The sequence below is a fragment of the Alloalcanivorax venustensis genome (assembly GCF_047495515.1).
GTDB classification, from domain to species: Bacteria; Pseudomonadota; Gammaproteobacteria; order Pseudomonadales; family Alcanivoracaceae; genus Alloalcanivorax; species Alloalcanivorax venustensis.
Genome location: NZ_CP179934.1, coordinates 1,261,956 through 1,282,072, shown reverse-complemented (window position 1 = coordinate 1,282,072; position 20,117 = coordinate 1,261,956). Strand labels below are relative to the sequence as shown.

At 65.4% G+C, this 20,117-nt stretch carries 19 protein-coding genes; 5 read left to right on the top strand and 14 right to left on the bottom strand.

The features are described 5' to 3' along the window. Positions 1 to 20: 20 nt before the first annotated feature. On the top strand, positions 21 to 2,723 hold the full coding sequence (locus tag ACMG4O_RS06110; RefSeq protein ID WP_414434646.1) for a response regulator: 2,703 nt from the start codon (positions 21 to 23) through the stop codon (positions 2,721 to 2,723). On the opposite strand, the gene ACMG4O_RS06105 is transcribed toward ACMG4O_RS06110, so the two are convergent. Continuing rightward, on the bottom strand, positions 2,680 to 3,729 hold the full coding sequence (locus ACMG4O_RS06105) for an AraC family transcriptional regulator (protein ID WP_142947279.1): 1,050 nt from the start codon (positions 3,727 to 3,729) through the stop codon (positions 2,680 to 2,682). The two genes, ACMG4O_RS06110 and ACMG4O_RS06105, sit on opposite strands and share 44 nt — an antisense overlap. A gap of 80 nt (positions 3,730 to 3,809) precedes the next feature. Here ACMG4O_RS06105 and coq7 point away from each other — a divergent pair, with 80 nt between their 5' ends. Next, entirely contained in the window at positions 3,810 to 4,457 is a 648-nt protein-coding gene (gene coq7 / locus ACMG4O_RS06100; protein ID WP_142947280.1) for a 2-polyprenyl-3-methyl-6-methoxy-1,4-benzoquinone monooxygenase, read from the top strand. Positions 4,458 to 4,728: 271 nt separating this feature from the next. Here the strand turns inward: coq7 and speD are convergent, their stop codons facing one another. Both speD and ACMG4O_RS06090 read right to left on the bottom strand, forming a co-directional pair. Next, positions 4,729 to 5,532 (bottom strand): adenosylmethionine decarboxylase, encoded by an 804-nt coding sequence (gene speD, locus ACMG4O_RS06095; RefSeq protein ID WP_142947281.1) that lies wholly within the window; start codon positions 5,530 to 5,532, stop codon positions 4,729 to 4,731. A gap of 25 nt (positions 5,533 to 5,557) precedes the next feature. Continuing rightward, positions 5,558 to 5,977: an OsmC family protein gene (locus ACMG4O_RS06090; protein ID WP_194855960.1), complete on the bottom strand. Its 420-nt coding sequence runs from the start codon at positions 5,975 to 5,977 to the stop codon at positions 5,558 to 5,560. Between the two features lie 233 nt (positions 5,978 to 6,210). Here ACMG4O_RS06090 and crp point away from each other — a divergent pair, with 233 nt between their 5' ends. Further along, positions 6,211 to 6,840, top strand: coding sequence for a cAMP-activated global transcriptional regulator CRP (crp, locus tag ACMG4O_RS06085; RefSeq protein ID WP_067611683.1), 630 nt, complete (start codon positions 6,211 to 6,213; stop codon positions 6,838 to 6,840). Positions 6,841 to 7,005: 165 nt separating this feature from the next. On the opposite strand, the gene trpC is transcribed toward crp, so the two are convergent. From trpC to trpE, 4 genes are read right to left on the bottom strand one after another with little or no spacing between them, the layout of a single operon-like run. After that, the gene (trpC, locus tag ACMG4O_RS06080) at positions 7,006 to 7,812 is read right to left on the bottom strand and encodes an indole-3-glycerol phosphate synthase TrpC (protein ID WP_414434645.1); all 807 of its coding nucleotides are present in this window, start codon (positions 7,810 to 7,812) and stop codon (positions 7,006 to 7,008) included. Continuing rightward, on the bottom strand, positions 7,809 to 8,852 hold the full coding sequence (trpD, locus tag ACMG4O_RS06075) for an anthranilate phosphoribosyltransferase (RefSeq protein ID WP_335629758.1): 1,044 nt from the start codon (positions 8,850 to 8,852) through the stop codon (positions 7,809 to 7,811). Before trpD ends, trpC begins: the two co-directional genes overlap by 4 nt. After that, entirely contained in the window at positions 8,849 to 9,439 is a 591-nt protein-coding gene (locus ACMG4O_RS06070; protein WP_194855957.1) for an anthranilate synthase component II, read from the bottom strand. Before ACMG4O_RS06070 ends, trpD begins: the two co-directional genes overlap by 4 nt. Further along, positions 9,439 to 10,950, bottom strand: a complete 1,512-nt coding sequence (trpE, locus tag ACMG4O_RS06065) for an anthranilate synthase component I (RefSeq protein ID WP_194855956.1) — start codon at positions 10,948 to 10,950, stop codon at positions 9,439 to 9,441. The genes ACMG4O_RS06070 and trpE overlap by 1 nt, the downstream gene beginning before the upstream one ends. A gap of 263 nt (positions 10,951 to 11,213) precedes the next feature. Between trpE and ACMG4O_RS06060 the strand changes: the two genes are divergently transcribed. Continuing rightward, positions 11,214 to 11,771, top strand: coding sequence for a pyridoxamine 5'-phosphate oxidase family protein (locus ACMG4O_RS06060; protein WP_194855955.1), 558 nt, complete (start codon positions 11,214 to 11,216; stop codon positions 11,769 to 11,771). 210 nt (positions 11,772 to 11,981) lie between these two features. Here the strand turns inward: ACMG4O_RS06060 and ACMG4O_RS06055 are convergent, their stop codons facing one another. From ACMG4O_RS06055 to cyoA, 7 genes are read right to left on the bottom strand one after another with little or no spacing between them, the layout of a single operon-like run. Beyond that, entirely contained in the window at positions 11,982 to 12,533 is a 552-nt protein-coding gene (locus ACMG4O_RS06055) for a response regulator transcription factor (RefSeq protein ID WP_194855954.1), read from the bottom strand. Continuing rightward, positions 12,523 to 13,875 carry an ATP-binding protein gene (locus ACMG4O_RS06050; protein ID WP_370202334.1) on the bottom strand — a complete coding sequence of 451 codons (1,353 nt, stop codon included), beginning with the start codon at positions 13,873 to 13,875 and terminating at the stop codon, positions 12,523 to 12,525. The genes ACMG4O_RS06055 and ACMG4O_RS06050 overlap by 11 nt, the downstream gene beginning before the upstream one ends. Continuing rightward, a complete protein-coding gene (locus ACMG4O_RS06045; protein ID WP_194855952.1) occupies positions 13,872 to 14,624 on the bottom strand; it encodes an SURF1 family protein in 753 nt (250 codons plus the stop codon). Before ACMG4O_RS06045 ends, ACMG4O_RS06050 begins: the two co-directional genes overlap by 4 nt. A gap of 1 nt (position 14,625) precedes the next feature. Then, positions 14,626 to 14,997, bottom strand: a complete 372-nt coding sequence (cyoD, locus tag ACMG4O_RS06040; RefSeq protein WP_067610483.1) for a cytochrome o ubiquinol oxidase subunit IV — start codon at positions 14,995 to 14,997, stop codon at positions 14,626 to 14,628. Next, positions 14,994 to 15,626 (bottom strand): cytochrome o ubiquinol oxidase subunit III, encoded by a 633-nt coding sequence (gene cyoC / locus ACMG4O_RS06035; RefSeq protein ID WP_067606448.1) that lies wholly within the window; start codon positions 15,624 to 15,626, stop codon positions 14,994 to 14,996. The genes cyoD and cyoC overlap by 4 nt, the downstream gene beginning before the upstream one ends. Further along, a complete protein-coding gene (gene cyoB / locus ACMG4O_RS06030; RefSeq protein WP_194855951.1) occupies positions 15,619 to 17,625 on the bottom strand; it encodes a cytochrome o ubiquinol oxidase subunit I in 2,007 nt (668 codons plus the stop codon). Before cyoB ends, cyoC begins: the two co-directional genes overlap by 8 nt. Before the next feature lie 2 nt (positions 17,626 to 17,627). Beyond that, the gene (gene cyoA, locus ACMG4O_RS06025; RefSeq protein WP_194855950.1) at positions 17,628 to 18,608 is read right to left on the bottom strand and encodes a ubiquinol oxidase subunit II; all 981 of its coding nucleotides are present in this window, start codon (positions 18,606 to 18,608) and stop codon (positions 17,628 to 17,630) included. Between the two features lie 168 nt (positions 18,609 to 18,776). Between cyoA and ACMG4O_RS06020 the strand changes: the two genes are divergently transcribed. After that, positions 18,777 to 20,111 carry an MFS transporter gene (locus ACMG4O_RS06020; RefSeq protein WP_194855949.1) on the top strand — a complete coding sequence of 445 codons (1,335 nt, stop codon included), beginning with the start codon at positions 18,777 to 18,779 and terminating at the stop codon, positions 20,109 to 20,111. Positions 20,112 to 20,117 lie beyond the last annotated feature (6 nt).

Genomic DNA, 20,117 nt, shown 5'->3' with positions numbered 1-20,117 from the left:
GCTGGCTGCCGGCCCTGCTGATGCTGCTGGCGACCGCCGTCCAGGCGGCGCCGCCGCCCCCCTACGTGGTCAGCAGCCTGCCCGACAACGCACGCCTCACCATCTATTCGGAATACCTGCCCGACCCGGACGGCACCCTGAGCCTGGACGCGGTCACCGCCGGCGATTTCGAGGGCCGCTTCAAACCGGCCTCGCGGTTCGTGGAACGGCTGGGCCTGAGCGACCACCCCTGGTGGATACGCATCGCGGTGCAGAACGAACTGGGCGACCAGCGCCGCTTTGCCCTGATGCAGGGGCCCCGCCACTACTTCGACAGTGAATTCTTCCTGCCCGGCGACGGCGGCTACCGCCCCGCCGGGCCCGGCGAGCGCTTCGTGCACCGCACGCCGGTCTATCTGGTCGACCTGCCCCCCGGCGAACCCCAGGTGTTCTACTGGCGGGTCAATCCGCGCGGCAGCCTGATCTACTCCATCAACCTGAGCACCCTGCCGGCGGCGCTCGGCAACGACCCGCTGTTCGCACTCTATTGGCTGCTGTTCGGCGTGATGCTGGCGCTGGCCGTCTACAACGGCCTGGTGGCGCTGATGCGCGGCGGCATCAGCCACGGTTACCACGCCGGCTTCCTGCTCGCCCTGGCCGGCCTGGTGCTGTTTTCGTCCGGCATCCTGGCCGGCCACTCGCTGATCGGCGCCTGGCTGCCGCAACTGAAGATGGGCAGCCTGATGCTGGCGATCATCGGCGCCAGCGGCGTCGGCCGAACCTTCGTGGACAGCCGCCACAACGCGCCGCTGCTGGACCGCCTGCTGCGCGGCCTGACCCTGCTGGCGCTGCTGTTTCTGGTGGCGGTGCCCTGGCTGCCGATCGCCGGCGCCCTGGCCGCCGCCTTCGGGCTGGGCCTGGCCGCCGCCGCTCTGCTGGTGGCCCTGGGCTACCAGGCCTGGCACCGCGAGGTGCCGCTGGGGGCCCTGTATTTCTTTACCAGCCTGCTGGTGGGCAGCCCGGTGGTGCTGGGCTGCCTGACCATGCTCGGCCTGGTGCAGAGCAACGTGGACCTGGGCCTGTGCGTGATGATCACCGTCAACCTGGCCGGCTTTATCCAGGCCGCCGGCCTGCGCATCCAGCACCACCAGCACCTGCATGTGAAGATGGAGCACCGGCGCAGCCAGAGCGTGGCGGACACCGTCGACACCACCCGCCGGGAGACCCTGGCGCGCATGGGGCACGACGTGCGCACGCCGCTGAGCGGCATTCTCGGCATGGCCGAAATTCTTGAGGACACGCCGCTGACGCCCAACCAGAAGGACTGCGTGGGCGGCATCCGCAATGCCGGCGAGAGCCTGCTCAAGATCATCAACGATGTGCTGGAATACTCACAGCTGTCCGACCAGGGCGCCGACATCAACCGCGAGGCCCTGGACGCCAACGAGCTGCTGATGGGCGCGGTGGATCTGTTCCGCGAGCGGGCGGAAGAGAAGCAGGTGGAGCTGATCACCCACGTGCACACCAACCTGCCGGCGCGCATGGAGGGCGACCCCGGCCGGCTGCGCCAGGTGCTCACCAACCTGATGGGCGCCTTCATACGCCACGCGCAGCCCGGCGAGCTGATCATCGACATCTCCCTGGAGCCCACCGGCCGGGCCGGCCAGGTGCGCTTCGAATTCAGCGGCACGGCGTTGCGGCCCGGCACCTTCCGGGCGCTGCGCGATCCCGCCGCCCGCCAGGACAGCAGCAACCTCAACCTGTCGATCGCCGAGCAACTGGTGGAGGCCATGCAGGGCCGCGCCGGCGAGCGCGACGAGCACGGCGGCGACGTGGCCTACTGGTTCGTGCTGCCGCTGCCGGCCATGGAGGCGCCGCCCAGCGGCCCGGACACCGACATCAGCGCGCTGCAGGGCCGCAGCATGCTGGTGGTCGACGACTCCAGCACCGTCACCCGGGTGATCCGCCATCTGGCCCTGGGCTGGGGCATGCGCGTCACCGCCTGCCACGACCCGCGCGAGGCGCTGGCGTCGCTGCGCACCCAGGCCAACATCAACGAACCCTACGACATCGTGCTGCTGGACCACCACATGCCGGGCATGAACGGCCTGCAGCTGGCGGCGCGCATCCACGAGGACCCGGTGATCACCCACCCCACCACGCTGATCATGCTCACCGGCGTGAACAACGCCCCCACCGCCACCGAAGCGCGCAACGTGAGCATCCACCGGGTGCTCACCAAGCCGGTGTCGGCGCCGCGCCTGAAGCAGGCGCTGGCGGAGGAAATGGGCCTGCGCCGGCCGGTGCGCGAACAGGGGCAGCCGGAAACCCCGGACCCGGCGCTCAAACTGCTGGTGGTGGAGGATCACAAGCTCAGCCAGAAGGTGATTCGCGGCATGCTCAGCAAGCTGGGGCTGAGCGCGGACCTGGCCGCCAACGGCAAGGAAGCCCTGGCGATGGCCACCGAAAAGCGCTACGACCTGATCCTGATGGATTGCGAGATGCCGGAGATGGACGGCTTCGAGGCCACCCAGCGGATCCGTGAGTACGAGCGCCGCCAGGGCCTGGTGGCGGTGCCGATCGTCGCCCTCACCGCCCACATTCTGCGCGAGCACCGCGAGCGCAGCCTGGCCTCGGGGATGAACGCGCACATCCCCAAACCGGTGGAGATGAGCGTGCTGCGCGAGGCGCTGGTGCGCTTTACCCGGAAGGATCCGGGCGCGGCAGACGGCGACGCCAACTGACCGGCGACTCGCCGCGCCAGCGGCGGAACGCGCGGCTGAACGAGCTGGACTCGGCGAACCCCAGCAACAGGGCGATCTCGGTCAGGTTGAGCGCCGGGTCTCGCAGGTAGAGCTCGGCCAGGCTGCGGCGCAGGCCGTCGAGCACTTCCTGATAGGCCAGCCCCTGGCGCTGCAGCCGGCTCTGCAGGGTGCGCACGGTGAGCCCCAGTTCCGCGGCCACCGCGTCCACGGACGGGTCGCCACTGCCCAGACGCCGGTAGATCGCCGAGCGCACCCGGCTGAGCAGATTGCCGTGGGCGTCGAAATCCGCCAGCAAGGCGCCGGCCTCCTTCTCCATCATCCGCCCCAGCCCCGGGTCGGCGCTTTCCAGGGAGTGGCGCAGCAGCGCGGCCGGCAAACGCACGCCGTCGAAGTCGGCGTTAAATCGCACCGGCGCCTGGAACCAGTCCCGGTAACGGGCGGCGTCCGCCGGCGGCGGATGGCGGAAGCACACCTCCGCAGGGGCCGCGCCGGGCGGCATCAGCGGGCGCATGAAGGTCACCCAGCCGGTGATCGCCGCCTCGGTGAGCATGCGGCCCGGCTCCCCCGCCACCGGGCACCGCCAGCACAGACGCACCTGGTCACCCTCGTCATGGCGTTCGGTGCGCCCCAGGTTGCCGGACAGCTTCTCGAAGCGCATCAGCCGCTCGATGGCTTCGTCCAGGTCGCGGCTGGCAAGAATCACGTAGCCCAGCACCTGGTAGGAACGGGGCCGCACCCGGCGCCCGGTTTCAAAGCCCAGGCCCGGGTCGCCGCAGGCTTCCAGAATCACCAGAAACAGGCGCATCACATCGAGCAGCGGCAGCAGCCGCCCCGGGTCGTTGAACACGGCGCCGTCGATGCCCGCCTGTTCCAGCACCGTGGCCCGCTGCAAGCGATAGTGCGCGAGCAGATCCGGCAGCACCGAGTCGACAAAGGCGGCGGACACGCTGCGGTCGGTGCCGGCCACCGCGGGACTGATGTGCATGATGCCCTGGCCCTCTGTTTCACTGGTCAATGAAGCGGTTATGCTAGCATGCCCGTGACTGGTGCCCGGAGACCGGAACGATGACCGAACGACACTTTAGCCCCATGGACCGCCTGCTGAGCCGCGTGGACAGCGCCCTGCGCACCCTGACGCCGGGCTCCGCCCGCGCCGAGCGCCAGCCGCCCAACGCGGACCCGCAGCCGGAGGCGCCGCTCAACCCCAGCGAGCGCCGCCACGTCACCGGGCTGATGCGCATCAACCACACCGGCGAAGTGTGCGCCCAGGCGCTCTATCAGGGCCAGGCCAGCACCGCCACCCTGCCCCATGTGCGCCACGCCATGGAGGCGGCGGCCCGGGAGGAGGAGGATCATCTGGCCTGGTGCGACGACCGCATCCGCGAGCTGGGCGGCGTGCCCAGCCGGCTGAACCCGCTGTTCTACGCGGTCAGCTACGCCCTCGGCGCCGGCGCCGGCCTGGCCGGCGACCGCTGGAGCCTGGGCTTCGTCTCGGAGACCGAGCACCAGGTGGTGCGCCACCTGGAGAACCACCTCACCCGCCTGCCCGCCGGCGACCGGCGCAGCCGCGCCATCCTGGAGCAGATGCGCGAGGACGAGCTGCGCCACGCGGTCACCGCCGAAGGCGCCGGCGGCGCGCCCCTGCCGCCGCCCATCAAAGGCGCCATGGCGCTGATGAGCAAAGTCATGACCTTCACCACCTACAGAATCTAGTTAATAGTTAATAGTTAACAGTGAACAGTTAATAGTTGCGCGGTGGAGAATCGTGCCGGCTGAAACGAAAGAGGCCGCGCTCCTGGCTTGGGGCGCGGCCTCTTTGTGGGAGCTTGCCTGCAAGCGAAAGGCCGGCAAAGCCGGCCGGCGGGATACCAGAGACGCCAATTGTGCTGCCGTTAGAGAGGGCTCTGGGATCCTGCCGGGAGCGTCGCTCCCTTTCGCGGGCGAGGCCCGCTCCTACAAACCTGACTTCGTAGAGATCCGGGAGTTACATATTGCGGCTGTAGAAGATTTCGAGCATTTCGGTCTGCAGGCGTTCGCGGATGTCGGCGAGTTCCTTGTCGTCGAACTCGTCGCTGCCGGCGCCGAACAGGTAGTTGTTGATGTCGAATTCCTTGAGCAGCATCTTGGTGTGGAAGATGTTCTCCTGGTACACGTTCACATCGATCATCTGATACCCGTTCTGGGTGTCCTCGGTGAGGAAGTTCTGAATCGAGTTGATGTCGTGGTCGATGTAGTGCTTGGTGCCGTCCACGTCGCGGGTCATGCCGCGTACCCGGTAGTCGATGGTGACGATGTCGGAATCGAAGCTGTGGATCAGGTAGTTCAGTGCCCGCAGCGGTGAAATCACCCCGCAGGTGGACACGTCCACGTCCACCCGGAAGGTGGAGATGCCGTTGTCCGGGTGCGACTCCGGATAGGTGTGTACCGTCACATGGCTCTTGTTCAGGTGGGCGACCACTGAATCCGGCAGCGGCCCCGGCGCCTCTTCGTCCCAGTCGCCGTCGGTGGGCGGGGATTCGTGCTCGGCGATCAGCATGGTCACGCTGGCGCCCTGGGGATCGTAATCCTGGCGGGCAATATTGAGAATATTGGCGCCGATGATCCGGGTCACGTTGGTGAGGATCTCGGTGAGACGCTCGGCGTTGTACAGCTCGTCGATATACTCGATGTATTCCTTGCGATGCTGCTCGGTTTTCGCATAGGCGATATCGAAGATATTAAAGCTGAGGGACTTGGTCAGGTTGTTAAAACCATGGACCGAAATCTTGGGATTGGGATCTTTCACCACGGCGTTATTTCCCCGCTGGCCGTTATCAGGATTCGATGCTGTAGCTGTGCGTCACTTCCACGCCACCGCGTGTGAGCATAATGGCGGCGGAGCAGTACTTCTCCGCGGACAGTTCCACGGCCCGTTTCACCTGATTTTCCTTGAGGTTATTGCCACTGACCCGGAAATGCAGGTGAATTTTGGTAAAAACGGCCGGAATCTCGTTTTCGGCCCGTTCCGCTTCCATTTCGCAGCGGCAACCGGTCACGTCCTGGCGGGCCTTGCGCAGGATGTGCACCACATCGAAGCTGGAGCAGCCGCCGACGCCCATCAGAACGGTTTCCATGGGCCGCGCGCCACGGTTTTTGCCGCCGTGATCCGGCGGTCCGTCCATCACCAGAGTATGGCCGGTTTCCGACTCGGCCTGGAAACAGACATCGCCCTGCCAATCAACCACCGCTTTCATTCGAGTCTCCTGCTCACGCCCTCGCGGAATGGCCGCGAAGACTACCACAGACCACCCCCACGCCATACCCCGGCGAACGTAGAACAGCGCCGGGCTGGCGCGCGGCGCGGCGAAGCGGCAGACTGTGGACCGGTTCCCTTGGCAGTCACGTGAAAAACAGGCAAACTCCATAAGCTTAAATAGCTAAGACTTTTTTCCGGCTTTTAAGCAGCGTGCCCAGAAGCAGAGAGCCCATGAGCGACGGTAACAAGATAATTCCAAATCTGGACCAATTTCTCGCCAACTGTCATCGCCGAAAGTACCCGGCCAAGAGCACCATCATCTACGCCGGTGACGAGTCGGACGCCCTGTACTACATCCTCAAGGGCTCCGTGACGGTGATGATCGAGGACGACGATGGCCGTGAGATGATCATGGCCTACCTGAATGAAGGCGACTTCTTCGGTGAGATGGGCCTGTTCGAGGCCGATCCGTCCCGTTCCGCCTGGGTGAAAGCGAAAACCGAGTGCGAGGTGGCGGAGGTCAGCTACCCCAAATTCCGCCAGCTGGCCCGCGAGGACGCCGAGATCCTGTTCGCGGTATCCGCGCAGATCGCCGGACGCCTGCGCGCCACCACCCGCAAGGTCGGCGACCTGGCGTTCCTGGACGTCACCGGTCGCGTCGCCGGCACCCTGCTGGACCTGTGCAAGCAGCCCGACGCCATGACCCACCCGGACGGCATGCAGATCAAGGTCACCCGCCAGGAAATCGGCCGCATCGTCGGCTGCTCCCGCGAAATGGTCGGCCGGGTGTTGAAGAACCTGGAGGAGCAGGGGCTGGTGTCGGTGAAGGGTAAGACCATGGTGGTCTACGGCACCCGCTGAGAGCAGTTAACAGTGAATAGTTAACAGTTAACAGCGGCGCGGGCAGGGCTGGCGCCACACTGAACTGAAAGAGGCCGCGCTCCTGGCTTGGGACGCGGCCTCTTTCGTTTCAGGCGGCACGGTTCCCCACCGCGCCGCTATTCACTGTTAACTGTTCACTATTAACTAGAAAAACAATGCTTTAAGGGCCGCGCCCGGATCCTCAGCCCGCATAAAGGCCTCGCCGACGAGAAAGCCATTGATTCCGTTTTTGCGCATCAGGCGGACGTCGTCGCGGGTGTGGATGCCGCTTTCGGTGATCACCAGGTGGCCGCCGGGAACCTGCTCGGCGAGCTCCAGGGTGGTGTCCAGGCGGGTGTCGAAGGTGTGCAGGTCGCGGTTGTTGATGCCGATCAGCTCGATGTTGAGCTTCAGCGCCCGGGCCAGCTCGTCGGCGGTGTGCACTTCCACCAGCACGTCACAGCCGGCCCGCTGGGCGGCGTGGTAGAGCTGGTCGAGCTGGGCGTCGGACAGCGCGGCCACGATCAGCAGCACCGCGTCGGCGCCCATGGCGCGGGTTTCGAACACCTGCCACGGGTCGATGATGAAGTCCTTGCGCAGCACCGGCAGGGAGACCGCGTTGCGGGCGGCGCGCAGGTAGTCCTCGTGGCCCTGGAAGAAGTCCTGGTCGGTGAGCACGGACAGGGCGCTGGCGCCGGCGCCTTCGTAACGGCGGGCGATGTCCACCGGGTCGAAGTCCTCGCGGATCAGCCCCTTGCTGGGCGAGGCCTTTTTGACCTCGGCGATCACCGCCGGCCGGCCGGCGGCCACGCTGGCGTACAGCGATTTGGCGAAGCCCCGGGCCTTGCCCTGGTTGTCCGCCATGGCTTCCAGTTCGCCCAGGCTGTAGCGCTGCTGGCCGGCCTGGATCTCCTCGCGCTTGCGCTCGACGATGCGCTCCAGAATGGTTCCGCTGATGGCTGCGTCGCTCATACCTCTTCCTTCAATGCGAAAGTGAACTGCGCCAGTTCGCGCATGCGCTCGGCGGCTTCCCCATTGTGGACCAGATCCTCGGCCATCCGAACCCCCTCTTCCAGGGTGCGGGTGACACCGGACACATAGATGGCGGCGCCGGCGTTGAGGGTGATCATGTCGGCGGCCTTGGCGGCGTTGCCTTCTTTACGCTTGCTGAACGCCTCGCGGATCAGCGCCAGCGACGCCTTCGGGTCGGTCACGTCCAGCCCCACCAGGGAGGCGGACTCAATGCCCACGTCTTCCGGGGTGAGGCTGTACTCGCGCACTTCCCCGTCCTTGAATTCCGCCACATGGGTGCGCCCGGCCAGGCTGATTTCATCCAGGCCGTCGAGGCCGTGCACCACCATCACGTGCTCGGCGCCCAGGCGCCCCATCACTTCCGCCATGGGCCGGCACAGCTTGTCGGAGAACACGCCCACCACCAGCCGCTGCACGCCGGCCGGGTTGGTCATCGGGCCGAGAATATTGAACAGGGTACGCATGCCCAGTTCCTTGCGCGGGCCGATGGCGTACTTCATGGCGCTGTGGTGGGACGGCGCGAACATAAAGCCGACGCCCACCGCGTCCACGCACTGGGCCACCTCGTTGGGGCTCAGGTCCAGGCGGATGCCCGCTTCCTCGAGAAGATCCGAGGAGCCGCTTTTCGAACTCACCGAGCGGTTGCCGTGCTTGGCCACCCGGCAGCCCGCCGCCGCCGCCACGAAGGCGCTGGCGGTGGACACGTTGAACAGGTTGGCGCCGTCGCCGCCGGTGCCGACGATGTCCACCAGGTGGCGGCGGTTGTCGATCACCACCGGGGTGACCAGTTCGCGCATCACCATGGCGGCGCCGGTGATCTCGTCCAGGGATTCGCTTTTCATGCGCAGGGCCACCAGAAAGCCGCCGATCTGCGCGTCGGTGGCGCCGCCGGTCATGATCTGGCGCATCACGTCGTTCATCTGCTCGGTGGACAGGTCGATGTGATCGACCACCGTGGCCAGGGCCTCCTGGATATTCATGCGCTTTCCCCCTTCAGAAAGTTGTTGAGCAGATCATGGCCGTGTTCGGTAAGGATCGACTCCGGGTGGTACTGCACGCCTTCCAGCGGCAGTTCCCGGTGGCGCATGCCCATGATCTCGTCCATGTCGCCGTTATCGTCCAGGGTCCAGGCGGTCACCTCGAAGCAGTCCGGCAGGCTGGCCTTGTCCACCACCAGGGAGTGATAGCGGGTGGCCGTGTAGGGACTGGGCAGGCCGCGGAACACACCCTTGCCGGTATGATGCACCGGCGAGGTCTTGCCGTGCATCACCGTTCTGGCGCGTACCACCTGGCCGCCGAACGCCTGGCCCAGGGCCTGATGGCCCAGGCAGACGCCAAGAACCGGTATCTTGCCGGCGAAGTGCTTGATGGCGTCCACGGAAATGCCCGCCTCGTTGGGCGTGCACGGCCCCGGCGAAATCATCAGCCGGTCGGCGTTGAGCGCTTCCATGCCGGCCAGGTCGATCTTGTCGTTGCGGTGCACCAGCACCTCGGCGCCCAGCTCCTGCAGATACTGCACCAGGTTGTAGGTAAAGCTGTCGTAGTTGTCGATCATCAGTACGCGCATTACTGGTTCCCCCCGTCCCCGTTGGCGCCGCCCAGGTCGAGGCCGCCCAGCGCCATATTCACGGCGCGGAACACGGCGCGCGCCTTGTTCATGGTTTCCTTCCATTCCAGGTCAGGCACCGAATCGGCGACGATGCCGCCGCCCGCCTGCACGTACAGACGGCCGTCCTTGACCACGGCGGTGCGGATGGCGATGGCCATGTCCATGTCGTCGTTGAAGCCGATGTAGCCCACGGCACCGCCGTAGACACCGCGCTTGGTGGGCTCCACCTCGTCAATGATCTCCATGGCGCGGATCTTGGGGGCGCCGCTCAGGGTGCCCGCCGGGAAGGTGGCGGCCAGCACTTCCAGCGGCCCCAGGCCCTTGCGCAGGGTGCCTTCCACGTTGGAGACGATGTGCATCACGTGCGAGTAGCGCTCGATCTCCATGTTGCCGGTGACACGCACCTGGCCGGGCTCCGCCACCCGGCCCACGTCGTTGCGGCCCAGGTCGATCAGCATCAGATGCTCGGCGATCTCTTTCGGGTCGGCGAGCAGCTCTTCTTCCAGCTCCTTGTCGCGCTGCGGCGTGGCGCCGCGTTTGCGGGTGCCGGCGATGGGCCGCACCGTGACCTGGTCGTCCTCCACCCGGGTGAGGATCTCCGGCGAGGAGCCGGCGATGTGAAAATCCTCCAGGTCCAGATAAAACATATAAGGGGACGGGTTCAGATAGCGCAGCGCCCGGTACAGGTCGATGGCCGGGGCCGGAAAATCGCAGCTCATGCGCTGGGCCGGCACCACCTGCATGACGTCGCCGGCGAGAATGTACTCGCGGATCTTCTCCACGGCGGCGGCGTGCTGCTCGCGGGGAAACTCGGAGACGAAGTCGTTTTCGTCCACCGGCGCGCCGTACACCTGGTGCTCCGGTTCCGGCAGCGGCGCGCGCAGGCGGCGCTCCAGCTCGTCCAGACGGGCTTCGGCGCCGGCCACCGCGTCCGCGGCGTCGGGGCTCACGTGCACGATCAGGAACAGGCTGCCGCGCAGGTTATCGAACACCACCACTTCCTCGGAGCGCATCAGCAGGATGTCCGGCACCCGCAGCACGTCCTCGCCACGCGCCGGGCCCAGCCGGGGCTCGAAATAGCGCACGCTGTCGTAGCCGAAATAGCCCACCAGGCCGCCGTTGAAGCGGGGCAGCCCGGGCACGTCCGGGGCCCGGTACTGGAGACGGTAGTCTTCGATCCAGCCGATCGGGTCGTCGCTGTCGAGCTCCTCGACGACGGCGCCGTCGGCATCGCTCACGGTGATGCGCGGGCCGGTGATGCGCACCACCTCGCGGGCCGGCAGGCCGATGATCGAATAGCGGCCCCAGCGCTCGCCGCCCTGCACCGATTCGAACAGGTAGCTGTAGGGCCCGGCGGCCAGCTTGCGGTAGGCGGACAGCGGCGTGTCCAGATCCGCCAGCACTTCGCGCACGATCGGTACGCGGCTATAACCCTGGCGGGCGTAATCGTCCAGATTGCGTGGTGACATGGTGGTCCCCGGTCTTTGTCAGGTGCGGCAATCGCAAGTCGTGAATTGTAGCGGAAAAACTGCGGAGACTCTCAGGCAACCAGCGGCACCGGGAGACTCCCGAGGGCGAGCGTCACCATCGCCAGCCGGCGGGGGAGAAAGGCAGGAACGAATTAAGCAGGTTTGAGCGGTCCATGGGCGGATTCTAGCGCCGCTTCGGGGCCGATGCCAACACCCGTTTGGGGAATGGCCAAGCGCCCGTCAAGACGCCATACTGCGTGCCCATGAGCTTACCCCAGCGATGGACAGACTGGTTCGAGGCCACCCGCAAGGCCGCCCCCCACTGCTTTATGCAGCTCGCCACCGTGGGCGACGACGGCGGTGCCCGCTGTCGCACCCTGAGCCTGCGCGAGCGCCACGGACGGGCCCTGTGGTTCACCACCGACCAGCGCAGCGAAAAAGCCATGCAGCTGGAGCGCCAGGCCGGCGCCGAAGCCTGCTGGTACGACCTCACCAGCCGCACCCAGTGGCGTTTCCGCGGCCGGGTGCATTTCCTCACCCCGCAACAGCACCCCGAGGACACTCTACGACTGTGGCGCCTGATCGACCGCGAAGCCCGGGCGCGCTTCTGCGGCCCGCCGCCCGGCAGCCTCTGGCAACCGCCCAAATCCGACCACTACCGCTACCTGCCGCCCACCCCGGAAGACCACCCGGCGGAAGACTTCTCCATCCTGGTGCTCACCGCCGACCAGGTCGACGTCCTCGAACTCGCCGAATCCCCTCACCGCCACTGGCAATACCACGGCGAAGGACGCGGGGCCCCCACGCGGCTAGTGCCCTAGCCGCGTGGGCAGTTAATAGTTAACAGTGAACAGTTAACAGTTCGCGGTAGAGGCTGCCGCCAATTTGAAAGGTGTGAGGCCGCGCTTCCGAATTGGGCGCGGCCTCTTACGTTCCAGTCGGCACGGCCCAACCCCGCGCAACTATTAACTGTTAACTATTCACTGTTAACTATTCACTGTTAACTGCTAACTATTCACTATTAACTGCTTTCATTTCACTTGTCGTTTGCCGAGTTTGCGGGCGAGGGTGCGGCGGTGCATGCCGAGGCGGCGGGCGGTTTCGGAGATGTTGAAGTCGGTCTCGGCGAGGGTTTCGTGGATGCGTTCCCACTCCAGGGTTTTGATCGAGGTGGGGCGGCCGGTGACTTCCACTTCCACGTTGCCTTCGGCGCGTTCGAAGGCGGCTTCGATGTCGTCGGTGTTGGAGGGTTTGGCCAGGTAGTGGCAGGCGCCGAGCTTGATCGCTTCCACCGCGGTGGCGATGCTGGCGTAGCCGGTGAGCACCACGATCAGGGTTTCCGGGTCGTGCTCGCGCAGGGCCTGCACGCAGGCCAGACCGGAGGCGCCGCCTTTGAGCTTGAGATCCACCACCGCGTAGTCCGGGGTTTGCTCGCTCAGCACCTCGCGCAACACGTCCAGGCTGTCCGCGTGGCGCACTTGATAGCCGCGCCGTTCGAACGAACGGCCCAGGGTACGGGCGAACGCGGCGTCGTCCTCGACGATCAGCAGGGTTCGCTGGTGTTCCGGCTGCTCAGTGCTCATAACCGCCCTCCTTCCGGTCCGGTTCATCCATCCGCTGTTCATCAATCTCCTGTTCATCGATGGTAAGCGCCGACAACGGCAGCGTCAGCGTCACCACGGCGCCGCCCTGGGGGCGGTTGCCGGCGCGGACGTTGCCGCCCAGGGTGCGCACCACATTGAACACCAGGAACAGGCCCAGGCCGCCGCCGGGACGGCCCTTAGTGGACTGGTAGGGGCGCCCAAGATGGCTGAGCATGGCCTCGGAAAAACCGGCGCCCTGGTCCATCACCGAGACGATCAGCGTATCGTCGCGGCGGCTGACTTCCAGCCCCACCCAGTGCGGCGACGCCTCCAGGGCGTTGTCGAGCACGTTATGCACGGTCTGTTTGAGCGCGGAATCGGAGATGATCGCCCGGTCCTCGCCGAACAGGTTGCGGTATTCGAAGTCGTTCACCGGGCGGGTGGTGCGCCACTCCGCCACCAGCTCGTCGACGAAGGCGTGCACGGTGGTCTCCTCCGAGGCTTCGCCGCGGGCCTCGCCGGCGGACAGCAGAATACCGCTGACGATGGATTTGCAGCGCAGCACCTGGGTCTGCATTTCGCCGATCTCCTGGGCCAGATCCGGGTCGGACTGGAACACCGACATGCGCCGCCAGTCGCCCAGGATCACCGCCAGGGTGGCCAACGGCGTGCCCAGTTCGTGGGCGGCGCCGGAGGCCAGCAGGCCCATGCGCACGATGTGCTCTTCCTCGGCGGCGCGCTGGCGCAGGGCCGCCAGACGCGCGTCCCGGTCGCGCCGGTTGCGGGTAATGCGGTTGATAAAGATCACCAGCAGCACCGCGTTGAGCACGAAGCACAGCAGCATGCCCTGGATATAGAGGCTCAGCGGGCCCAGTTCGTAGTCGAGCGGCAACGGCAGCGGCCGGGCGGCGAACTCCAGAGCCACGAAACAGCCGGCGGTGACCAGCAGAATGATCCAGGTGGACCAGGCCTCCAGCAGCACCGCCGCCAGCACCACCTGCAGCAGGTAGAGGAAAATAAAGGGGTTGGTGGCGCCGCCGCTGAGATAGAGCTGCATGGTGAGCGTGATCACGTCCACCAGCAGGGCGACGAACAGCTCGCCGTTACTGACCGGCCGCCGCAGCCGCAGGCGCAGCAGGCTGGCGCCGTTGAACGCCACCAGCCCGGCCAGCACCGCGAACATATACAGCAGCGGCAGCTCGATCCTGAACACGAAGAAGACCACCAGGATGGTGCCCACCTGACCGAGCACGGCGATCCAGCGCAGCTGGATCAGCTGCTGCATGTTCTTGCGCCCGGTGGCGTCGTCGTCCACCGGCGTGGTCGCGCTGGGCGGAATCATCGCGGGTCTCCTGATCGGCGCGGCCGGAATTCTTCCCGGGCCGCGTAGCCGGCGCCGCCGGCCACCATCAGCGCGAGCATAAACCAGGTGAGCGCATAGACCAGGTGATTATTGCGGAATTGGATCACGGTGAGGCCGGACACCGGCTGACCGGCACCGCCGCCTTCAGCCAGCGGCGGCGCCTCGGCGTCGACGAAGTACGGCGCCACCCGGTCCAGGCCACGGGCCTTGGCAATGGCGGCCACGTCGCGGGAATACCAGCGGTCCTTTTCCGGCGCGTTATCGCGCAGAAAGGCACCGCCCGGTTCGCTGGAGCGCAGCAGGCCGGTGATCGTCACGGGCCCGCGCGGCTCGCCCTCCCGGCGCTGCGCCCGTTGCCGGTTCTCCGGTGCCACGAAGCCCCGGTTGACCAGTACCGTGGTACCGTCCTGGCGGCGCAGCGGGGTCAATACCCAGTAACCGCTGCCGAGAACGGTGCTGGCCTGCACCAGCGTCTCCCGCTGGTGCAGGAACTCGCCGTGCAGGCGCACCCGCAGATATTCGTACTCTTGCGGGTCGATGTCGGCGCCCGCCGGGGCGGCCACCGGGGGCGCGTCCACGCGCTGCTCGACCCGCTCGATCAGGTCCAGCTTCCAGGCCCGCCGCTCCAGCTGCCACTGGCCGAGCGCCAGGAAGCCGATGAACGCCAGCAGCGCCAGGGCGCCCCACAGCAGCCGCCCCGGCCAGCGGCGGGCAGTCCGCGGGGCCATCTCAGCCCCAGGGGTCCTGCATCATCCCCGGCATCATGTTCACGTTCAGGTGGTACATGACCCACAGCGAACCGGCCAGGGTAATGAACACGATCACCGCCGTGAAAATCAGCGCCAGCATGTTCCAGCCGCCCTGGGAGCGGAAGTTCATGTGCAGGAAATAGATCATGTGCACCACGATCTGCACCGCCGCCAGGCTGAGGATCACCAGGGCGGTGACGCCGGTGCTCTCGAACACGTCGGCCATCACCACCCAGAACGGGATCACCGTGAGCACCACGGCGAGCACGAAGCCGGTCATGTACCCCTTGAAGGTACTGTGCGGCGCATCGGGGAGGACGTCGTCGTGAGCCGCGTCGTGATGATCGCTCATGGCAGGACTCCCATCAGGTAGACAAAGGTGAACACGCCGATCCAGACCACATCCAGGAAATGCCAGAACATGGACAGACAGAACAGACGGCGCTGGTTCTCGACGATCAGCCCGTGCTTACGCAGCTGCACCACCAGCACCACCAGCCAGATGATACCGAACAGCACGTGCAGGCCGTGCGTACCCACCAGGGCGAAGAAGGAGGTCAGGAAGGCGCTGCGCTGCGGGCCCGCCCCTTCATTCAACAGATGGGCGAACTCGTACAGCTCCAGGCCCAGGAAGGCCACGCCCAACAGACCGGTCACCGCCAGCCAGCCGATGGTGGCGCCGACCCGCTTGCGCTGCGTCTCCAGCATGGCGAAGCCATAGGTGATCGACGACAGCAGCAGGAACGAGGTGTTGATCGCCACCAGCGGCAGATCGAACAGCTCGGCGCCGGTGGGGCCGCCCGCGTAACTGCGCCCCAGCACGCCATAGGTGGCGAACAGACAGGCGAAGATCAGGCAGTCGCTCATCAGATAGAGCCAGAACCCCAGCAACGTGCCGGTTTCCGGGTGATGATCCTCGGTGACGTGAAACTCCAGGGCTTCCACGTCACCGCTTTCCGGGGTGTAGGTGGTCTCAGACATGGCTGGCTAACATCCGCGTACGTTCCGCTTCCACCCGCTCCACTTCTTCGGCGGGAATGTGATAGTCACGGTCATAGTTAAAGGTATGGCCGATGGCGACCGCCAGCAGCGCGGCGAAGCTCACCCCCGCCAGCAACCACATGTGCCACACCAGGGCGAAGCCCAGCACCGTGCTGATACCGGCGAGAATGATGCCCGCGGCGGTATTCTTCGGCATATGGATGGCCTTGAAGCCCTGCTCCGGCCGGCGGTACTTGTGCTGCTTCATCTGCCACCAGGCATCCAGATCATGCACCCGGGGCGTGAAGGCGAAGTTGTACTGCGGCGGCGGCGACGAGGTGGCCCACTCCAGGGTGCGGCCGTCCCAGGGGTCGCCGGTGGTGTCGCGCAGCTGATCCCGGCGGCGATGGCTGACCACCAACTGCACGATGAAGAACAGAATACCCAGGGCGATCAGGAAGGCGCCGAAGGCGGCCACCTGGAACCAGAACTGCATGGCGGCGTCTTCCTCGAACTGGCTCATGCGCCGGGTCACGCCCATCAGGCCGAGCACGTACAGCGGCATGAAGGCGAAGTAGAAGCCGATGGTCCAGAACCAGAACGACATCTTGCCCCAGAACGGGTCCAGCTTGTAACCGAACGCCTTCGGGTACCAGTAGGTGATGCCGGCGAACAGACCGAACAGCACCCCGCCGATGATCACGTTATGGAAATGCGCCACCAGGAACAGGCTGTTGTGCAGCACGAAGTCCGCCGGCGGCACCGCCAGCAACACACCGGTCATGCCACCGATCACGAAGGTGATGATGAAACCGATGGTCCACAGCATGGGTACCTCGAAGCGGATACGGCCCCGGTACATGGTGAACAGCCAGTTGAAAATCTTCGCCCCGGTGGGGATCGAGATGATCATGGTGGTGATGCCGAAGAACGAATTCACGCTGGCCCCCGACCCCATGGTGAAGAAGTGGTGCAGCCAGACCATGTAGGAGAGCACCGTGATCACCACCGTGGCGTAGACCATGGAGGCATAGCCGAACAGGCGCTTGCCGCTGTAGGTGGACACCACCTCGGAGAAGATACCGAAGGCCGGCAGAATCAGGATGTACACCTCCGGGTGACCCCAGATCCAGATCAGGTTGATGTACATCATCACGTTGCCGCCCAGATCATTGGTGAAGAAGGCGGTGCCGAGATAACGGTCCAGCAGCAGCATGCCCAGCACCGCGGTGAGTACCGGGAAGGCGGCGACGATCAGGACGTTGGTGCACAGGGAGGTCCAGGTGAACACCGGCATTTTCATCAGATTCATGCCGGGGGCGCGCATCTTGACGATGGTCACCAACAGGTTGATGCCCGATAGCAAGGTGCCCACCCCGGCGATCTGTAGCGCCCATAGATAGTAATCCACCCCCACCCCGGGGCTTTCCATGATCCCCGATAGCGGCGGGTAGGCCAGCCAGCCGGTCTTGGCGAACTCACCGATGAACAGGGACGCCATCACCAGGGCGGCGCCGCTGGCGGTCATCCAGAAGCTGAAGTTATTGAGAAACGGGAAGGCCACATCCCGGGCGCCGATCTGCAACGGAATGATGTAGTTCATGATGCCGGTGATCAGCGGCATGGCGACGAAGAAGATCATGATCACGCCGTGGGCGGTAAAGATCTGATCGTAATGATCCGGCGGCAGGTAACCGGTGGCGTCGCCGAACGCCCAGGCCTGCTGAATGCGCATCATGATGGCGTCGGCAAAGCCGCGCAGCAGCATCACCAGACCCAGCACCATGTACATGATGCCGATCTTTTTGTGGTCGATACTGGTGAACCACTCTTTCCACAGGTAGCCCCAGACGCGGTAATAGGTCAGCGCCCCCAACAGGGCGGCGCCGCCGATCGCCACGACCACGAACGTTGCCACGATCACCGGGTCATGGAGCGGAATGGCGTCCCAGGACAGACGTCCGAAAATCAGCTGGGTGAGATCGAGTTGCTCAAGCATGTTCAGTTCCCATGAGATCCGTGGTCATGATGTTCATCATGGTCATTGGTGTGCGCCGAACCGTGATGATCCATCATGTCCTTCATGCACACCGTGCCCGGGTCCACGCAGCGGTTCAGGATGGCGTCATACAGCCCGGGATCGACATCGGCGTAATAGCGCACCGGTTCCTTCTGGCTGGGTTCGGCGAGTTGCTTGTAGGACGCCCGGCTGAGCTCGCCGCCATCGTCACGCACCTTTTCCACCCAGTCTTCAAAGTCCGCCTCCGTTTCCAGGCCGTGGAAATGGAAGCGCATGTGGGAGAAACCGGCGCCGCTGTAGTTGGCGGAGAAACCGTCGTACACGCCGGGCTCGTTGATCACGCCGTGCAGCTTGGTCTCCATGCCCGCCATGGAATAGATCTGCCCGGCCAGCGCGGGGATGTAGAACGAGTTCATGTTCGAGTGCGAGGTGATCTCGAAGCGGATCGGCCGGTCCACCGGCGCCGCCAGTTCGTTGACGGTGGCGATGCCCTGCTCCGGATAGAAGAACAGCCATTTCCACTCCAGCGACACCACCTGCACCACCAGCGGCTCGGTGCCTTCGGGCACCGGGCGGCTGGCGTCGATGCGGTCCAGCGGACGATACGGGTCCAGCTTATGGGTGCTCACCCAGGTGATCGCGCCCAGCGCGATGATGATCAGCAACGGCACCGCCCAGATCACCAGCTCGAGCATGGTCGAGTGATCCCAGTCCGGCGAATACTCCGCGTCCCGGTTGGAAGCGCGATACCGCCAGGCGAACATCAGCGTCATGATGATCACCGGCACGATCACGATCAGCATCAGACCGGTGGCCCAGAGAATCAGATCACGCTGTTGCATGGCGACATCCCCGGAGGGCGACATCACCACCATGTCACAGCCCGCCAGCAGGGCCAGGGGAACGGATAGAAGGGCGCCTCGAAGCGGCCTGGATAATGAAAACAGCTTGGGAAATGCCATTGCCGGATCAGGATTTGTGGCCCACGATACGAACGACTCTACTCGTTGGGGGACGTCGCGGGAATTGGACATTTTGTCCTATGGCGGCGGGCCCCGGGTTCAGGCGATGCTATGCATTGGTCGTCCGTTGACGTGCTTAACCCTTTGTTTGCATAAAGAGCCAGCATCATGTCCAGCAGCCAAGATCAAACCACGACGCCCGTCACTACCCTGGAACAGGATCTGCGTAATACCACCGCCGACCGCTCCAAGGTGGCGCCCGGGGAAATCGCCGTGGGCGTGGTGATCGGCCGCGCCTCGGAATATTTTGATTTCTTCGTGTTCGGCATCGCCTCGGTGCTGGTGTTCCCCTACGTGTTCTTCCCGTTCCTGGGGCGCCTGGAAGGGATGCTGGCGGCGTTCATTATTTTTTCCTTCGCGTTCCTGGCCCGGCCCTTCGGCACCGCCCTGTTCATGACCATTCAGCGGCACTGGGGCCGCGGCGTGAAACTCACCGTGGCGCTGTTCATGCTGGGCACCGCCACCGTCGGCATGGCGTTGCTGCCCACCTATGACACCCTGGGCGTCTGGACCATCCTGCTGCTGGCGCTGTTCCGTATTCTGCAGGGCTTCGCGCTGGGCGGTTCCTGGGACGGCCTGCCCTCTCTGCTGGCACTGAACGCGCCGCGCCATCGGCGCAGCTGGTACGCCATGCTCGGCCAGCTGGGCGCGCCGATCGGCTTCCTGGTGGCCGCGGCCCTGTTCCTGTACCTGGTGCTGAGCCTCTCCAGTGAGGATTTCCTGGGATGGGGTTGGCGCTATCCGTTCTTCGTCGCCTTCGCGATCAACGTGGTGGCGCTGTTCGCGCGCCTGCGCCTGGTGGTCACCGATGAGTACACCCGCGCCCTGGAAGAAGGCGAACTGGAGCCCATCGGCACCCGCGAGATGCTGCGCCGGCAGGGCTACAACATCTTCATCGGTTCCTTCGCGGCGCTGGCCAGCTACGCCCTGTTCCATATGGTGACCATTTTCCCGCTGTCCTGGATCAGCTTTAACGAAAGCCAGTCGATCCACGACGTGCTCGGCGTCCAGCTCGCCGGCGCGGTGCTCGCCGTGTTCGGCACCATCGCCTCCGGCTGGATCGCCGATCGCATCGGCAAACGCACCACGGTGGCGTTGCTGGCCTGTCTGATCGGTGTCTTCGCGCTGTTCACGCCGATGCTGCTGGACGGCTCCCCGATCCAGCAGGACGCCTTTATCCTGATCGGCTTCGCCCTGCTGGGCGTGTCCTACGGCCAGGCCGCCGGCACCGTGACCACCAACTTCGAGCGCCGCTTCCGCTACACCGGCGCGGCCCTCACGTCCGATTTCGCCTGGTTGTTCGGCGCCGCCTTCGCGCCGCTGGTGGCGCTCGGGCTGTCGGCCAACTTCGGCCTCGCCTACGTCAGTGTCTACCTGCTCTCCGGGGTGGTCTGCACGCTGCTGGCGTTGCGCATCAACAAATCCCTGGAAGCCAGCGACTAGAGCCTG

Excerpts from the sequence above, each read along its gene's own strand:
- ACMG4O_RS06110 (WP_414434646.1), top strand. The coding sequence starts at position 21 with ATGCTGCTGGCGACCGCCGTCCAGGCGGCGCCGCCGCCCCCCTACGTG.
- ACMG4O_RS06105 (WP_142947279.1), bottom strand. The coding sequence starts at position 3,729 with ATGCACATCAGTCCCGCGGTGGCCGGCACCGACCGCAGCGTGTCCGCC.
- coq7 (WP_142947280.1), top strand. The coding sequence starts at position 3,810 with ATGACCGAACGACACTTTAGCCCCATGGACCGCCTGCTGAGCCGCGTG.
- ACMG4O_RS06090 (WP_194855960.1), bottom strand. The coding sequence starts at position 5,977 with ATGAAAGCGGTGGTTGATTGGCAGGGCGATGTCTGTTTCCAGGCCGAG.
- crp (WP_067611683.1), top strand. The coding sequence starts at position 6,211 with ATGAGCGACGGTAACAAGATAATTCCAAATCTGGACCAATTTCTCGCC.
- trpC (WP_414434645.1), bottom strand. The coding sequence starts at position 7,812 with ATGAGCGACGCAGCCATCAGCGGAACCATTCTGGAGCGCATCGTCGAG.
- trpD (WP_335629758.1), bottom strand. The coding sequence starts at position 8,852 with ATGAATATCCAGGAGGCCCTGGCCACGGTGGTCGATCACATCGACCTG.
- ACMG4O_RS06070 (WP_194855957.1), bottom strand. The coding sequence starts at position 9,439 with ATGCGCGTACTGATGATCGACAACTACGACAGCTTTACCTACAACCTG.
- trpE (WP_194855956.1), bottom strand. The coding sequence starts at position 10,950 with ATGTCACCACGCAATCTGGACGATTACGCCCGCCAGGGTTATAGCCGC.
- ACMG4O_RS06060 (WP_194855955.1), top strand. The coding sequence starts at position 11,214 with ATGAGCTTACCCCAGCGATGGACAGACTGGTTCGAGGCCACCCGCAAG.
- ACMG4O_RS06055 (WP_194855954.1), bottom strand. The coding sequence starts at position 12,533 with ATGAGCACTGAGCAGCCGGAACACCAGCGAACCCTGCTGATCGTCGAG.
- ACMG4O_RS06050 (WP_370202334.1), bottom strand. The coding sequence starts at position 13,875 with ATGATTCCGCCCAGCGCGACCACGCCGGTGGACGACGACGCCACCGGG.
- ACMG4O_RS06045 (WP_194855952.1), bottom strand. The coding sequence starts at position 14,624 with ATGGCCCCGCGGACTGCCCGCCGCTGGCCGGGGCGGCTGCTGTGGGGC.
- cyoD (WP_067610483.1), bottom strand. The coding sequence starts at position 14,997 with ATGAGCGATCATCACGACGCGGCTCACGACGACGTCCTCCCCGATGCG.
- cyoC (WP_067606448.1), bottom strand. The coding sequence starts at position 15,626 with ATGTCTGAGACCACCTACACCCCGGAAAGCGGTGACGTGGAAGCCCTG.
- cyoB (WP_194855951.1), bottom strand. The coding sequence starts at position 17,625 with ATGCTTGAGCAACTCGATCTCACCCAGCTGATTTTCGGACGTCTGTCC.
- cyoA (WP_194855950.1), bottom strand. The coding sequence starts at position 18,608 with ATGGCATTTCCCAAGCTGTTTTCATTATCCAGGCCGCTTCGAGGCGCC.
- ACMG4O_RS06020 (WP_194855949.1), top strand. The coding sequence starts at position 18,777 with ATGTCCAGCAGCCAAGATCAAACCACGACGCCCGTCACTACCCTGGAA.